This is a genomic window from Sporichthyaceae bacterium, assembly GCA_036269075.1.
Classification (GTDB): Bacteria; Actinomycetota; Actinomycetes; order Sporichthyales; family Sporichthyaceae; genus DASQPJ01.
Genome location: DATASX010000071.1, coordinates 1 through 14,370, shown reverse-complemented (window position 1 = coordinate 14,370; position 14,370 = coordinate 1). Strand labels below are relative to the sequence as shown.

At 69.8% G+C, this 14,370-nt stretch carries 16 protein-coding genes; 6 read left to right on the top strand and 10 right to left on the bottom strand.

Annotation, left to right across the window (positions count from 1 at the left end; all coding sequences use genetic code 11):
• The first annotated feature begins 521 nt into the window (after nucleotides 1-521).
• Both VHU88_12260 and VHU88_12255 read left to right on the top strand, forming a co-directional pair.
• Nucleotides 522-815, top strand: a complete 294-nt coding sequence (locus VHU88_12260; protein HEX3612451.1) for a hypothetical protein — start codon at nucleotides 522-524, stop codon at nucleotides 813-815.
• Nucleotides 803-1,192 carry a transcriptional regulator gene (locus VHU88_12255; protein HEX3612450.1) on the top strand — a complete coding sequence of 130 codons (390 nt, stop codon included), beginning with the start codon at nucleotides 803-805 and terminating at the stop codon, nucleotides 1,190-1,192. The genes VHU88_12260 and VHU88_12255 overlap by 13 nt, the downstream gene beginning before the upstream one ends.
• Nucleotides 1,193-1,233: 41 nt before the next feature.
• Here VHU88_12255 and VHU88_12250 read toward each other — a convergent pair whose 3' ends face one another.
• Together VHU88_12250 and VHU88_12245 are read right to left on the bottom strand one after the other, a co-directional pair.
• The gene (locus VHU88_12250) at nucleotides 1,234-1,725 is read right to left on the bottom strand and encodes a pyridoxamine 5'-phosphate oxidase family protein (GenBank protein HEX3612449.1); all 492 of its coding nucleotides are present in this window, start codon (nucleotides 1,723-1,725) and stop codon (nucleotides 1,234-1,236) included.
• Between the two features lie 225 nt (nucleotides 1,726-1,950).
• Nucleotides 1,951-2,325: a VOC family protein gene (locus VHU88_12245; GenBank protein ID HEX3612448.1), complete on the bottom strand. Its 375-nt coding sequence runs from the start codon at nucleotides 2,323-2,325 to the stop codon at nucleotides 1,951-1,953.
• A gap of 373 nt (nucleotides 2,326-2,698) precedes the next feature.
• On the opposite strand from VHU88_12245, the gene VHU88_12240 reads away from it, so the two are divergent.
• Nucleotides 2,699-3,136: a hypothetical protein gene (locus VHU88_12240; GenBank protein HEX3612447.1), complete on the top strand. Its 438-nt coding sequence runs from the start codon at nucleotides 2,699-2,701 to the stop codon at nucleotides 3,134-3,136.
• A gap of 160 nt (nucleotides 3,137-3,296) precedes the next feature.
• On the opposite strand, the gene VHU88_12235 is transcribed toward VHU88_12240, so the two are convergent.
• Complete coding sequence (locus VHU88_12235; GenBank protein HEX3612446.1) at nucleotides 3,297-4,064, bottom strand: DUF998 domain-containing protein; 768 nt, start codon at nucleotides 4,062-4,064, stop codon at nucleotides 3,297-3,299.
• A 133-nt stretch (nucleotides 4,065-4,197) separates the two neighbouring features.
• Here VHU88_12235 and VHU88_12230 point away from each other — a divergent pair, with 133 nt between their 5' ends.
• Nucleotides 4,198-4,887, top strand: a complete 690-nt coding sequence (locus VHU88_12230; GenBank protein HEX3612445.1) for a TetR/AcrR family transcriptional regulator — start codon at nucleotides 4,198-4,200, stop codon at nucleotides 4,885-4,887.
• A 144-nt stretch (nucleotides 4,888-5,031) separates the two neighbouring features.
• Here the strand turns inward: VHU88_12230 and VHU88_12225 are convergent, their stop codons facing one another.
• Together VHU88_12225 and VHU88_12220 are read right to left on the bottom strand one after the other, a co-directional pair.
• Nucleotides 5,032-6,096, bottom strand: coding sequence for a lectin MOA-related protein (locus tag VHU88_12225; protein ID HEX3612444.1), 1,065 nt, complete (start codon nucleotides 6,094-6,096; stop codon nucleotides 5,032-5,034).
• Between the two features lie 284 nt (nucleotides 6,097-6,380).
• Nucleotides 6,381-7,640: a cytochrome P450 gene (locus tag VHU88_12220; protein ID HEX3612443.1), complete on the bottom strand. Its 1,260-nt coding sequence runs from the start codon at nucleotides 7,638-7,640 to the stop codon at nucleotides 6,381-6,383.
• A gap of 93 nt (nucleotides 7,641-7,733) precedes the next feature.
• Between VHU88_12220 and VHU88_12215 the strand changes: the two genes are divergently transcribed.
• Nucleotides 7,734-8,324: a TetR family transcriptional regulator gene (locus VHU88_12215; protein HEX3612442.1), complete on the top strand. Its 591-nt coding sequence runs from the start codon at nucleotides 7,734-7,736 to the stop codon at nucleotides 8,322-8,324.
• A gap of 11 nt (nucleotides 8,325-8,335) precedes the next feature.
• Nucleotides 8,336-8,896, top strand: coding sequence for a dihydrofolate reductase family protein (locus VHU88_12210; protein ID HEX3612441.1), 561 nt, complete (start codon nucleotides 8,336-8,338; stop codon nucleotides 8,894-8,896).
• Nucleotides 8,897-8,898: 2 nt separating this feature from the next.
• On the opposite strand, the gene VHU88_12205 is transcribed toward VHU88_12210, so the two are convergent.
• The 5 genes from VHU88_12205 to VHU88_12185 all read right to left on the bottom strand — a co-directional run.
• A complete protein-coding gene (locus tag VHU88_12205; GenBank protein ID HEX3612440.1) occupies nucleotides 8,899-11,073 on the bottom strand; it encodes a hypothetical protein in 2,175 nt (724 codons plus the stop codon).
• A 95-nt stretch (nucleotides 11,074-11,168) separates the two neighbouring features.
• Nucleotides 11,169-12,017, bottom strand: coding sequence for an SDR family oxidoreductase (locus VHU88_12200; protein ID HEX3612439.1), 849 nt, complete (start codon nucleotides 12,015-12,017; stop codon nucleotides 11,169-11,171).
• Nucleotides 12,014-12,868, bottom strand: a complete 855-nt coding sequence (locus tag VHU88_12195) for a DUF4438 domain-containing protein (GenBank protein ID HEX3612438.1) — start codon at nucleotides 12,866-12,868, stop codon at nucleotides 12,014-12,016. The genes VHU88_12200 and VHU88_12195 overlap by 4 nt, the downstream gene beginning before the upstream one ends.
• On the bottom strand, nucleotides 12,865-13,752 hold the full coding sequence (locus VHU88_12190) for a DUF4438 domain-containing protein (GenBank protein HEX3612437.1): 888 nt from the start codon (nucleotides 13,750-13,752) through the stop codon (nucleotides 12,865-12,867). The genes VHU88_12195 and VHU88_12190 overlap by 4 nt, the downstream gene beginning before the upstream one ends.
• Nucleotides 13,752-14,370: metallopeptidase TldD-related protein (locus VHU88_12185; GenBank protein ID HEX3612436.1), on the bottom strand; the 619-nt coding region annotated here is incomplete at its 5' end. The genes VHU88_12185 and VHU88_12190, both read right to left, overlap by 1 nt.

The window sequence follows — 14,370 nt, the reverse complement described above, 5'->3', positions numbered from 1 at the left end:
CCAACGTCGGGGGGTCGTGGCCCGGGACAGACGAGCCGACCGGCCCGGTGCTCTGGGGAATGGGCGGAAGCGGCGGAGGTGGTCGCTGGGAACAGGATTTCTGGGTCTGGCCGCTACCGCCGCGAGGCCCGGTCGGGCTCGTCTGCGAATGGCCCGCAGCCTGTTTGGCGACGAGACCTCGCACCATGCAAACAACTGGACGTCGGTCAGGATCGCGCGGGCACAGAGTCGCGTCGATCACACCGACGATCACTAGCCAACGTCTCCTGGAGGGCAGCGGAGACGCGCCTGCATCGCGTGACTTTCCGTAGCGGCAAGTTGCGTGCTACCTTTCCATCATGGAAAATCGGTCGCCGCGTTCGACTTCTCCCGACACAGCCCGAGAGCGGCTACGGGCCGCCCGGCAGGTTCACGACGCGTCGGCCCGTCGTGCGATGGCCCCAGCGTGGCTCATCCTCGTGTTGAGCGTCTTCTGCGGAGCGCAGACGATTGCGCCCGCGTACAGGGGACCGGGAAACGTGGTGAGCCTCATCGCGGTCGTGTTGCTCCTGGCTGCGCTTGTGAGGATGTCGGCCCGTAACCAGTGGCGGGCCCTGCGTTCACCGCCGAAACCCAAGTGGAGTGTCGCCGAACGGGCGCTCGTCGCTGTCGCGGTCCTCGTCGCTGGCGTGGTCGGCCCCCATCTGCTCGCCGGCCACGGCGACTCGGCGCTGGACAGTTGGGGATCTGGTGCAGCGGTGACTGTGATCGTTGCGGCCTGCATGTTCGCCGCGCAGGCCTCCTATCGGCGTCAATCTCGGGCGTGGCAGCGGTGAGCAAGGCGGCGTTCAACGAGCTGATCCACGCGCCCCTGCGCCTGCAGATCTGCGCGATGCTCTCCCCGGTGCGATCGTTGCCGTTCGCCGAGATACGGGACAGCCTGGAGGTCTCGGATTCGGTTCTCAGCAAACACCTGTCAGCCCTCGCCGAAGCCGGCTACGTGGACGTCTCCCGTGTGCGAGCGGATGCACGTTCTCGGCGGCAGGTCACCCTCACCAAGACAGGACGCGCGGCCTTGCGCGCGCACCTGGCGGCGCTGCAGGCGATCGCCGCCGCAGCCGAACCGGCCACCACCGAGCAGCGGTCCGGCGCCCGTGCTCCCAAGGGCTACCAGGCCCGTAGCGAGGCCCTCCGCGATCCTCGGATCGCGTAGATGGTGCTCCCGCTGGGGTCCGCGTATGGGGCCCCGGCGCCTCAGAAGCGATGTCGGGTGTGGCCGAAGCTGCCCTTGGCGAAGGCGAGGACTTTCGCCGGGCGGACAGCGAAGACGAGGGCGCGCCGGAAGCCATCCTCGCTGACCTCGTACTGCCATCGCCCGTCCCACTTCTGTGCCCAGGCTGCGGCAAGCCGTTCGAGTTGCTGTGCGTCGGTGACGCGGACCGCATCGCCCTCGACGACGACGTCGAGGCCGCCCTGCCAGTCGTTGGCGCCTGTCGTCAGCGCGACGCGCGGGTTGCCGGCGAGGTTGCGCGCCTTCTGCTCGTCGGGGCCCGTGGAGAAGTGCAGGGCGTCGTCGAGCCAGACGGCGACGAGCGGAGTGACGTGCGGGCGGCCGTCCGCGCGGACGGTCGAGATCCAGAAGATCTCAGCCTGCTTGATCGCCTCGAGCGTGTCCTGCCAACTGGCGGGCTCTGCCGATGGTTCGCTGAATCGGGTGTCGAGTTCGGTGCGGGGTGTCGTCGTCACGGGTTCTGTCCTCGGGGTCGGGGGTGGCGGGCTGCTTGCTCTCAGGACCTAGACAGCCGGACACCGGGGAACTCATCGGTTCGGGTGACGCGATCTCCGGTCGATCCTCGATCAACCGCAGACCGGCAATTCCGCGCCTACCGGGGCTGGACCGGCCAGTGAGGGGGCGCCCAGCCCCCCTGTGGGTCCGTGGTTTGCCCGACCTCGATCAGGTGACCGTCAGGATCACGGATGTAACAACGGATCTCGTACTCGTGCTGCTTCGGCGGCGTCAGGAAATCGGCACCCCGGGCGTTCCATTCGGCGTACACCGCCTCGATGTCCTTGACCCGGATGTTGAGGAAGCTGCTGACCCGGTCGGGGGTCGGGTGGGGTCTCCAGCGTGACCTCCGGCTTGTCGTCGGTCGGTCCACCGCCCACATTGATGACGATCCAGCTGTTGGAGAGTGCGACATTGGTCGGCTCTCCGGACGGCTCGCCGGAGAAGACGACCCTGCCGCCGAGTACTTCGGTGTAGAAGCGCCGAGAGCGCTCGACATCGTCCGAGACGATGAAGTGGGCAAGCACAATCCCCTCCGGGGACGGTGGGAACTCGGCCATCCGACACCTCCACTGGTTGGGTCTCACCACGCTTTCGGGCGACTTTCGTGGTCACGATCGCAGTCAACCACGGCGGCCACAGGGGCGCCTGGTACGACATTGAGAGGGCGGGCGACCGCCGATCCAACTCGATCATCAGGGCAACAGGCGCGCGATCTTCTTGGTGTGCAGTCCGGTGTTCGCGCCGAACCGACGGGCCTCGACTTCGGCGAACCGGAATTTGCCGAGCAATGGGCTGCGCCCCTGACGGAGCAGACGCGCGACACGTCGCAGAATTCATGGGCGATCCGGCGCCTGTCGTTTTGGTTACTCGCTGCGAGTGGTACTCACTCTTGGTACGGGTCCGCGTCAGGTGGTGGAAGGAGCTAACGAGATGAGCTCAGAACGGATCGCGTTCCTGGTCATCGGCTTGGTCGTCGTGGTCGTGGTCGGCAGACTGATCATCAACAGCGGCCGCAGCTATGTCGCCGCCGCCGGGTCGAGTGGGCGCAGCGCGGCCTCCGCCGCCAGCCTGGTCGCCGTGCTCTTCCATCTGGCCACCCTCGGGTTGGTGGCGCTGATCGCCGTGCTGCCGTTGGGTGGCGCTGCGCCCCAACGTGTCCTGATCCGGGTGGGGATCCTGCTGGTCGTCGTGGCAGCGGTGTATGGGGTCATGCTGGCGCTGCTGAACCGGCGTCGGGAGGAAGCCATGGCCGTGGAGCTGGACGTGCCGCAGCAGCGCGACGTCGGCGAGGTGGCCCACGGCACGCCCACGGATGCCCGGGTCGAGCCGCGGCCGACCCTCTCACCGGACCCGAATCGGCACCGCTGACTGTCGCGGTGCGCGACCGCCGGGAATGCGTTGGGCCGCCCGACCGGCCGGGCACAGAATGCGGGAGCGGCCACACCGCTGGCGCGGAATCTTGACCACTGACCGTCCACAGTAGCTACGGAGGCCGGCCGGCCGGCGCCGCACTGATTCGCCCGGACGGTCACGTCGCCCGGCGCTCACCGGACAGAGCGGCTGCCGCGTCAGGAGAACTGTGCGAGGCCCGGATACCGGCACTGATCTTCGGGGTGGCGCGGTACCCGTGGATCGACACGGCGGCCAGCCACGCCCAGGCGACCACCACACCGGCGGTGAACCCGAGAACGATGGCGGCGCTGCCCGATCCGCTGGCGATCCCGAGGAAGGACACCAGGAACAGCGTGCCGCTGAGCACCGAGTAGCCGGCCCAGCCGCGGCGGCGCTGCCCGGCGAAGCGGCGGGCGAACACCAGGCAGGCCGCGATCAGGCACAGGAACCCGAGACCGCCGGCGAGCAGGTGCAGCATCGCATGCCATGAGGTGCTCGCCGGGCGTCCGGGCGGAGCACCGACGGGGAAGCCGTCCATCGGATCGGCCACGAACCCCCCGGCCAGGACGAGCCCGACACCGTAGCCGGTGATCAGGCGAGGTCCCCAGGTGCCACCGGTCGTGCCGCGCAGGGACCGGCGCATGCCGACGGCGGCGGCGATGGTCATCAGACCGGACAGCACCAGGTTGGTGATCTGTAGCCAGCCGAGGCTGCCGTTGGCCAGCAGGCTCCAGTCGTCGTGCGCCAGGTCGAAACCCTGTCTGGTCACGGCCTGGACCACGCTGACGACCAGGTAGAACGGGCCGGCGAGCACGCCGTAACCGAGCAGGGAGCGGGTGATGGCGCTGGTGCGGTCGCACTCGCCCCGGCCGAGCGGCGGGGACGCGGAAGCCATGGTGTTCATCGGGAACTCCTTCTGGACTGCTGAGTCTTATTAAGTGGACTATTTAGTACTGAGTGATTGGACCAGACGGTACTGCGCTTGGTACTGTGCGGTCCAGTGCCCGGCGAGGATTTTTTCGAAGGAGTTGAGGGCAATGGCCGAACCGGCTGACACCGCCGCGGTGGACGAGCTGATCGTGCGGATCGGCGCCGGTGCCCCGGCCACGCCCGACGGGCAGACCGGCAAGCGGGCGGCGATCGTGCGCGCCGCCACCGGCCTGTTCCTGCGCCACGGCTACCAGGGCACGAGTACCGACCAGATCGCCGCCGCGGCGTCCGTGTCCAAACAGACCGTCTACAACCAGTTCCGGGACAAGGAGACGCTGTTCCGGGAGATCGTGGTCGGCGTGACGGCGACCGCCGAGCGGTTCGCTCTGAGCCTGCCGGAGGCGCTGGCCGGGGTCCGCACACCGGAGGAGCTCGAGCCCGCGCTGCGCGCACTCGCCCACCAGTACCTGTCCGCCGTGCTGAACCCACAGGTGCTCGCGCTGCGCCGGCTGATCATCGGCGAGACGAACCGCTTCCCAGAACTGGCCGCCGAGTACTACCGGCGGGCTCCGGGGCGAGTGCTCGCCGCGCTCGCCGACGTGTTCGACCGGCTGCGCGACCGGGGCCTGGTCACCGGCGGCCCGGCCGATGCCGCCGACGACTACGCGTACCTCGTCCTCGGCCGGGCGCTGGACCACGGCATGTTCCACCTCGACGACACACCGGCCGACACCGGCGCGGCGCGCCGGATCGCCGACCGGGCCGTCACGGTCTTCCTCGGGACCTATCGAGCGTGAACCTGACCCGGTAGCTGGGTCGCGATGCCGTCCAGGAGGAAGTCCAGTACCACGGCGAGTAGCCGGACCGGCCCGACAGAACCGCGCCGGCCCGCGGAAGTTGCCTGTCCGCAGGCCGGCACTCGGCCAAGTGGGTGCCACCGGCTACATCAGGATGAAGTACGGCGAGTACGCCGCGCCGTTGTGATCCGTCCAGTTCTTCCCCGGGACGATCTGACCGTTCTGCGGCTCGATGATCTGAACGGTGCCGCTCGTGTCGATGAAGACGTTGACGGCGTGGGCGCCGCTCGGTGCCCACGCGAAGATGATGCCCACCGCGTAGCCGTACTCCGGCGTGGCGGCGTACGCGTCCTTGGACGCCTGCGCCTTGTACACGTAGCTGAAGTCGTCGCAATCGAAGTAGTTGGCCTTCCAGCCGTATCCGGCGAGTCCGGAGTTCTGGTAGGTCGACATCGCCTGCCCGGTCGTGATCGCCTCGTAGTACAGGTCGCCCGTGTTGACCTTCAGGTCGTAACTCGATCCGGGCCACGTCGCCTTGAACAGACTGTCCAGCTTCTTCTGCTCCACATAGAATTTGTGGAAGGTGAACATGGCGGAGTTGTTGGTGCTCGAGACATACGCCCAGTTCCAGGAGCCGGAGTCCGCGCACAGACTCATGGACGTTCCGTTGTTCTTCCACACCAGGTTGTAGGACTGGGAGCCATCCGGGTTGGTCTGGACGACGTTCGCGGCGAATGGCGTCACCGGATAGGAACTGCCGTAGTCCGATGGCGCCCAGAAGGCATACTCCCACGAGGTTGCCGTACCATTCGCATGAAGCGGCCAGTTGCGTGCCTGCACGATCAGCGACGCGGGCGCGGTGAGCGGATTCTCCGAGAAGTACAGCGGAAGCACGTCGGTCCAATAGCTGTCGTACGCTCCGAAATACGCCCAATCCCAGGCATCACCTCCCGCGTTCTGAACGTTCATTACCCGCCCGTAGGCGTCCTGGATGACATAGGGCGTGTTCGCATCGATCTGATCCGCGGGGATCGGCCCACTGAGCACAACGGGCGGGCCTTCACCGTCGGCACGATCGGGGCCGTCCTCGCCGCGGCGCAGAGCGTGCGGGTGGCCGGCAAGCCGGTCACCCGGTTCAACGCGCGGCTCAGGCACGGGCGGGGTGAAGAGTTCAGTCGTCTCCGTCGGGCTGATTCGCAAGAGCGTCATGGCATCCTCGGAAGGGAGAGCGTTCGGGACGTGTCCCACGCTGCACCCGCCGCCGCCGCACGACAAGATATCCTTCGGGGAATCAGGTGGCGCCGCTGCGTATATCGTCCCGCCTTCGGTCCCGATCACTCCGCCGTACCGTTTCCGCTGGTGGGGACCATGCGATGGCGAAAATCGCGGAGAAAATGCCCGCGGCTTGGATTTCACCCGGACGTGTGTCGCGCCGGGTGAAATTGCCCAATTAATCGGGGTAGCCGTATTGGCAGGAAATTGACGGAAAGCGGTCAGGTCGTGGCGCGGACGGAAACACTCTCGAAGCCGCGCAGTACCAGGAGCGGGCGGCGGGTCGGCGGAGCGGCCAGTTCGAGCGCCGGGTACCGCCTGGTCAGCTCCTCGATGGCGATGCGGCCTTCCAGCCGGGCCAGTGAGGCGCCGAGGCAGTGATGCATGCCGAGGGAGAAAGACAGGTGCCGGCCAGGGTCCGGCCGGTCGATGCGGAACACGTCGGGCTGCTCGAAGACTCGCGGGTCGCGGTTGGCGCCGCCGATCGACACGATGACGGCCCTGCCCGCCGCGATCACGTTGCCGCCGACCTCGACATCCTCGGTGGCGATCCGGGTGGTCAACTGGACCGGACTGTCGTGGCGGAGCATCTCCTGGATCGCCCCGGGTATCAGGGCCGGATCCTCGCGCAGCCGATGCCAGCTGTCCGGGTCGCGCAGCAGGGCGACGGTGCCGTTGCCGATCAGGTTCACGGTGGTCTCGAATCCGGCGATCAGCAGCAGCAACGCCGTGCTGACCAGTTCGGCGGAACTGAGCCGGTCACCCTCGTCCTCGGCGGAGATCAATGTGGACAGGACAGTGTCGTCGGGATCGGCCCGGCGGCGGCCCACCAGGTCTCGCAGGTAGCCGGTCAGCGCCAGTTCGGCGTCGCGGGTCTGCGCGGTCGCCGCCGTCTGGGGGTCCAGGGTGGCGGCCACGGCGTGGCCCCAGGCCCGGAACTGTGCCTGGTCCTCAGTCGGTACGCCGAGCAGATGGCAGATGACCGCGATCGGCAGGGGGAAGGCCAACGCGTCGATCAGATCGAAGCCGGCCACGTCGTCCGCGGCCGCCAGTAGCCGGACCGCGACGTCGCGGATCCACGGCTCGAGTCCGCCGATGGTCTTCGGGGTGAACGCGCCGGCCACGAGCCGGCGCAGCCGGGTGTGGTCGGGCGGGTCCATCGTGAGCAGGTCCGATGCGGGCAGCCCGGCCCGCGGATCACCGGGCGGGTAGGACGGCGGGCGATAGCCGCGCTGGTGCACCGGCGAGCTGCTGAACCGACGGTCCCGCAAGATGTTCGCCACCGTGGCGTGGTCGGCCGCGACGAACGGGCCGAGCGGGCTGCGCACCAGGCCGCGCTCCCGCACCCGCGCGTACAGCGGGTACGGATCGGCCTTCGTCGCCGGGAGCAGCAGCCGGGCGACCGGATCGCCTCGCCACTGCAACAGCCGCAGCACGGCCGGCTCGACGACGTGATTCTTGACTCGCTCTCCGAGACCCATCCTCGACATCCTCCCCCAGTTCATGTACCTATGGTATCCGGATACCGACGGTACTCCAAAACCTGTGGTATGCCAATGTGGCAGCATGAGGGCGTGGCCAGGGTGACCAGAGCGGAGTCCAAGGAGCGCACGCGGCAGCGGCTGCTGGCGGAGGCGCAGCGGCTGTTCCTCGAGCGCGGCTACGCCGCGACATCGCTGGAGCAGATCGCGGAGGCGGCGGAGGTGACCAAGGGCGCCATCTACGGGCACTTCGCCAGCAAGGAGGATCTCCTGCTCACCGTGATCGAAGCAGGCCGGGACGCGACCCCCAATCACGTGACCATGCTCTACGACGAGTCGCGGCCCCTGCGCGAGCGGCTGGCGGAGTTCAGCCGCGCCGTCGCCGTGGAGGAGCCCGGCGACAAGGCGGAGCTGGCAATGTTTCTGGAGTTCTTCGCCGCGCTGCTGCGTGCCCCGGACCTGCTGCAGCGCTACAGCAGCGGAATCGAACGCCGCCTCCAGGAACTGGCCGACGCCGATGGCGACGAGCTCACCTCGGGGGCCACGGCCGTCCAGGCCTGGGCCATCGGCCAGGCGCTGGTGGTCGGCCTGCAGATCTACCAGCGCCTGGCCCCCGGTCTGGTCACCCCGGAGGTGTTCGAACGCGCGCTCGGTCTGCTGGCCCACCTCTACCAGGAACAGTAGGTTGACCGGCCATGGCCAAGCTGATCTATCTGACGAACGTGTCCCTTGACGGCTACATCGAGGACGAACGCGGCGTCTTCGACCTGTTCCCGTACGACGACGACGTATTCGCGTTCACCACCGGCCTCCTGCGGTCCGTGTGCACGCTCCTCTACGGTCGGCGCCTGTACGAAACGATGGCCGTGTGGGAGACCGACGCCGCCATCGCCGCGCAGTCCGACCTCATGGGCGACTTCGCGACCGCATGGCAGGCGCCGAACAAGGTCGTCTACTCCACGACCCTGGACGCGGTGTCCACCACCAACACCCGGATCGAACGCCGCTTCGACCGCGCCGCGGTGCAGGAACTGAAGGACGCGGCCGGCGGCGACGTCCTGATCGGAGGCGCGCACCTCGCGGCGCAGGCCGTCCAGGCCGGGCTGGTCGACGAGTACCAACTGTTCGTCTGGCCCGTGGTCCTCGGCGGAGGCAAGCCCGCGCTGACCAGCGACACCCGCGTCGACTTCGAGCTGATCGATGACCGCCGGTTCGGCAACGGCGTCGTACACCTCCGCTACCGCATCCCGACCTGAGCTCATCCGACCGGGCCGTGCTCCTCGACGGGCGGTTCGCCCGGCCGCCCGCAGTCCGGACACTCGACGTGTTCCTGTTCGATGCCGATCGTCGTGTGCTCGGCCGTGACGATCGAGCGGACCAACGCGGCCGTGCCCTTCGGCGACGGCGACAGGTCCGGTACCACCGGGCCGCCCTCGGTGATCCGCTCCACGAACAGCTGCGTCCGGGCCGCGTTGTTCAGCCGCTCCGGGTCCGGCTCGACGACCAGCGTCGCGGACGGCGGCCGGCCGGGCAGCAGGCGCTGGGTCCAGGCCAGGAAGACCTCGCCGAGCGGTGATTCGGCCAGACCGTCCAGGTACTCCCGCACGACGCCGACCACCTCGGAGCTGCCCAGGTGCACGGTGTCCAACAGGCTGGTCACCGTGGCGGCGGCGAGTTCGGCTGCCGTCTCCGCCTGTTTCCGCCGTGTCGTGGTCAGGTCGTCCGCCTGCTGTTGCTGGGTCAATCGGTCGTCGAGATCGTCGACGTTCCGGATCGGACGGTCGAGTTCGGCCTCGGTCGCGACCGCCTGCGGCCGGTTGAACGGTCCGACAAGCGTTTGCGCCTGGAGTTGCCCCAGGCGGTGCGCCAGGTTCAGCTCGGCCGGAGTCGGCGCGTCGGTGCCGGCGGTAGGTGGCTCGGCGCGGCGCACGTCGTCGACCAGTTCGGCCAGCACGGCCAGTCGCACCGGCGACCTGGGCAACTGCGTCGTAATGGCCTGGTACACGGCGATCCGGTCGCGCGCCGCCAACTCGTCCTGCGCGGCGATGGTGTACCGCTGGCGAACCTCGTTGCCCAGCAACGTACTCGCGGTGAGCGGCACGACAAGCCCGAGGAACGCCAGCGCCATCAGGCCGATGCCGGTCATGGTCAACGTCCTGCGCACCGCGTCCATGCCGGGGACGACGTGCAGTGCGCCCAGGCGACGCGGAATCGACTGGAACCGGCGCGGCCCCAGCGCGGCCAGCAGATATCCGCCGGTCAGCGCGACATAAGCGCAGGCCCATACCCACGGTGGCAGCTCGACGGCGTCCCGGACGGCGGCCGCGACCCGCTTGATCACCCCGACCTCGGCCGGGGCCAGCGCCAGCACGTTCGCCAGCCAGGCCAGGAACAGCACCAGCACCGAACCCGCGGTCAGCGCGAAGACGATGTCGCCGCCCGCCTTGACGGCGACCCGTGTGCTGGTCCGCATGTGCCGCCACAGCCGGAAGGCGAGCCAGCCGGCCAGCGGGAACACCGGGACTTCCAGCGGTCCGCCGAGCAACTGGTCGTCGAACAGGAGAAACAGCACGTAGGCCGGTACGAGGACGATCGCCACGATGCCGAGCCGGCGCGGGATCGGGCCGGCGTCGCGCACACCGTGCCAGATCAACAGGGCGGTGACCGTGCCGACGAGGGCCGCGAGCGCGGTCTCGCCGGCCCATGTCGCCACGGTCCCGGCCGGGATGATCCGGGCCCAGAATCCGGCGCCGACGACCAGGCACGTGACGGCGACCATGCCGCGGCAGAAGTCGGGCTCGCCGCGCATCTCGCGCTTGTCGGCGAGCCGTATCCAGGCCCACTGCGCGACGAGATAGCCACCCACCAGCACAGCGCCCGGCGTGAAGTGGTGGATGGCCAGCAGGAACGCGCCCACGGCGAGCCAACCGGCCGCCACCGCGCCGGCGATGCGTGGCCCCCGGGACGCACGCGGCCCGATCACGTACGGCCACAGGGTGATCAGCACGGTGCCGCCGCCGAGTACGACGGCGAGCAGAATCCGCCCGATCACCTCGGCCACTGTGCCGGGCAGTCCGCCCCGCCAGGCCGTCGCCCCGGCGAACAGCAGCGTGATGACGGCGGCGACCGCCACCAGGGCCAGGCACGCTGCCCTCACCCTGCCGCGATGCTCCACGACGTACCGGCGCACCGGACCGGCGCGACCGTGCGCCCCCCAGGCGATCGCCGCGACCAGGCACCAGATCAGCGCGCCGGCCACGACGATCGCGAAGTCATAGAGGATGTGCTGGCCGGCGCTGGTCGGGAAGCCGAGTCCCCGGATGATGAGGCGAGCGACCGCGGCGATGGCCACGGCGGTGGCGCTCACCAGCACCACCGGCGGCACGGACTGGGCCGCGAGCTTCTTCGACCAGCAACGGAGCCGAGCACGCATCCCCAGAGTATCGCGCCAGGGGCGGCGCTCCCGTGGCCGCTTGAGTGAGCTCGGGGGAAGCAGGTCGGTATGGCGACGGGCGGGCCGCCGCGATCTCAGGCCGGGCGGGTTCGGCCGGTGACCCAGTCGTAGCGGACGTCGTCGTCCACGATCGGGTGGCCGGCTCGGCTGCCGAGGCCGCCCGCGCCGTCGATCGGCACCACGGCGCCGGCCATGTACGTCGAACCCGGCGAGCACAGCCACAGCACCAGTTGCGCGACCTCGTCCGGCTCGCCCGGTCTGGCCAGCGGCAACGCCGGAATCCGGCGGCCCAACGACTCGGCCATGCTCGGCGGCAGCGGCTTGGGCTGGGTGTCGATCAGGCCGGGGCTGACGCAGTTGACCAGGATGTCGTGCACCGCCAACTCGACCGCGGCGACCCTGGTGAAGGCCTCCGTCGCCGCCCTGCTGCTCGCGTAGGCCGCGGCACCGGCCGAGCCGCGTGTCGTGACGCCGGACGAGAAGTTCACGATCCGGCCGCCCTGCGCCTGCTCGATCAGCACCCGCGCCACCGCCTGCGTCATGAGGAACGTGCCTCGGCAGTTGACGGCGAACACCGTGTCCCACACCTCGACCCGCTCGTCCAGCAAAGCCGCATGTGGTGCGACGGCCGCGTTGTTGACGCAGAAGTCCAGCCTGCCGAAGTGGTCCGGCGCCGTGCCGGCGATCCGGGTGGCGTCGGCAGGTGAGGTGATGTCGCCGACGACGGGAACAACGGAGTCACCGACGTCGCGACACGTCTCGGCCAGTCCGTCCGGGTCCCGATCGGCGGCGACGACCCGGGCTCCCGACGCGACGAACGCCCGCGTGACGGCCCTGCCCACACCGCGTGCCGCTCCGGTCACGACCGCGACCGAGTCGGAGAAGTCGTAGCTGATCCGCATCACAGTCTCCTCGGTCGTCATCGGTCGGTGTGTCCGAGCAACGCCGCCTCGGTCACGCCGACGTGCGCCGGGTCGACCTGAATGTCGACGGCGTCGGCCGGGCCGCACAGGATCGGCATGAGTCCCGGTCCGTGGCCGGGCTGTGGGCTGGCACCGTGCACGACGACACCGACGGTGCGGTAGCCCGCGCGGTAGCCGGCGTTGTGCCGGACGTCCAGGTCCGTCACGGCCACCAGGTCACCGAGGACCAGATCCGCCAGCCCGAGGCCGGGTGCCGTCCCGACGTCGACCTGGAGGTCGAGGTCCCACTGCTCGACCGGCCGGCCGATGCCGTTGCCGACGACGTGTGACCCGACCACGGCCCGCACCGACACCGAGACCCGCTCGTCGGACAACCGGACCGGCAGCAGGGCCAGCGCGGCGGGCGAGACGTTGCGCATGTGCACCGCTGCCGCCAGTTCGGCACCCTGGCCGTAGCCGCGCACCACGACCGCGTCGGTGGGCGCCAGCCGGGCCAGCACGTCCTGCGGGAAACAGGCGATGACCCTGCCGAGTTCGCCGCGTTTGCCCAGCACGACACCGTGCGCACCGGCAGCGGCGCCGGAGCGGACGGTCACCGGGTTGCCCAGGCAGGCGTAGGACGTCAGCGCGTGGCGGGCGGACTGGTCGGGGTGCACCAGGCATGCGCCGGGCGCCGCGTGGTCGGCGTCGGTGGCGAACACGCTGTCGCCGAGTCGGACGCCGAGCACCACGCCACCGTCGCCGATCGGCACGTACGGCCTGCCGTCGATGTCGATTCGCGTGGGATCGCCGCCCAGCGAAGGGGTTTCCACCACGCCACCGAGGTTCGTGGCGACGACCGTGGCCGTCATGCCACACCGTCGCGCACGGCGAAGGCGCGGCGGACGTTGGCGTCGGCGTCGGCCACGATGTCGAACGCGCCTGCGGGACCGGACAGGAGCGAACTGGGCCCCGGCCCGTGACCGAACAGTCGGCAGTGCCCGGTACTGATCACGCCGACGGTCAGCCAGCCGGGCCGCCACCCCCGGCCGTAGCGGTGGTCCTGGTCGGCCAGCGCGACGATGTCGCCGATCCGCAGGGTTTCCAGGCCGAGCGACAGGTCGTCGCCCTGGCCTGCGTAGGCACCCATCAGGTCGGTGTTGGCGTACTCGGACACCATGCCCGCGCCCGCGCCGACAGCGGTGGCGGGCACCCACGCCGCGACCGGCACCCGCAGCCTGCCGTCGGCCGAGGTGTGCACCCCGAGCGCGGGCAGCAGGCCGGGATCGGCGTTCTTCACGACAATGGCCGGGTGGTCGGTCAGGCGCAGGCCCTGCCCGCACGCCAGCACGTCGACCACGTCACCGGTCGCGACCGACGCGAGGTCGGATTCGGCCAGGTCGGCGAGGACGTAGGCGTGCTGGCCGACGACCCGTCCGGTCGCCCCGGCCGCCGGCCCCGACCGCACGGTGACGACGTTGCCGACACAACTGAGGAACTGCAACGCGTAGTTCGCCGACGGATCACGGTGCCGGATGGACAGTCCCGGTTCCAGATGATCGGCCGCGTACCCGGTGGCCGGATCACCCGGGTGCACGCCGAGCGTCACGCCACCCATGCCGGGCAGCACGAACGGCGTGCCGTCGGCGTCGACACGGTAGGCGTGCCGATCGGCCAGCGGCGGCCACACCTCGCCCCGCAACGGTTGCCGCACCAGGCGTTGCGCGTTGGTGGCCAGCGACGTCGCTGTGGTCATCAGTTGCCTCCGTCCACTGGAGCGGCGCCGAACCGGAAGGCCGCGGCCCGCACGGGTGGCGCGGATGTCGCGCCGTTCCACACGTTCAGCACCGGCTGGGACCGGATCTCGCTGCCGACCGCGAGTACGCCGGCCAGCAGCGCGGGCACGGACTGGGTGAACCGCATGCCGTGCAGCGGTTGCGCGAGCCTGCCGTCCTCGATCCGGAAGCAGGCATCCCGCGTGATACCGGTGATGGTGCCGGCGACGCGGTCGACCAGCCGCGTGTACCAGAACCGCTGCACGTAGACGCCGTGCTCGACACCGGCGATCAGCTCGACCTCGGTGAGCGCGCCGGGCGCCAGCACGATGTTCGCGGCTGCCGGCGCCGGCACCTCCTCGCGGGCGATGTGGGCGTGGCCGGTGGATTCGGTGCCCAGCGCGGCCGCCGTCGTCCGGTCGGTCACCGCGGAACCGACCCGGCCGTGCTCGAAGAACGGCACCCGGCGTTTGGTGACCCCTTCGATGTCGAAGCCGATCGGCAGGCCGACGTCGGCACCGGCGTCGTCGGCCACGTCGAGCAGTGCGGAGACGATCCGTTCGCCGTGGTGTCCGGCCACGAGTCCCGCGCCTGCGGCC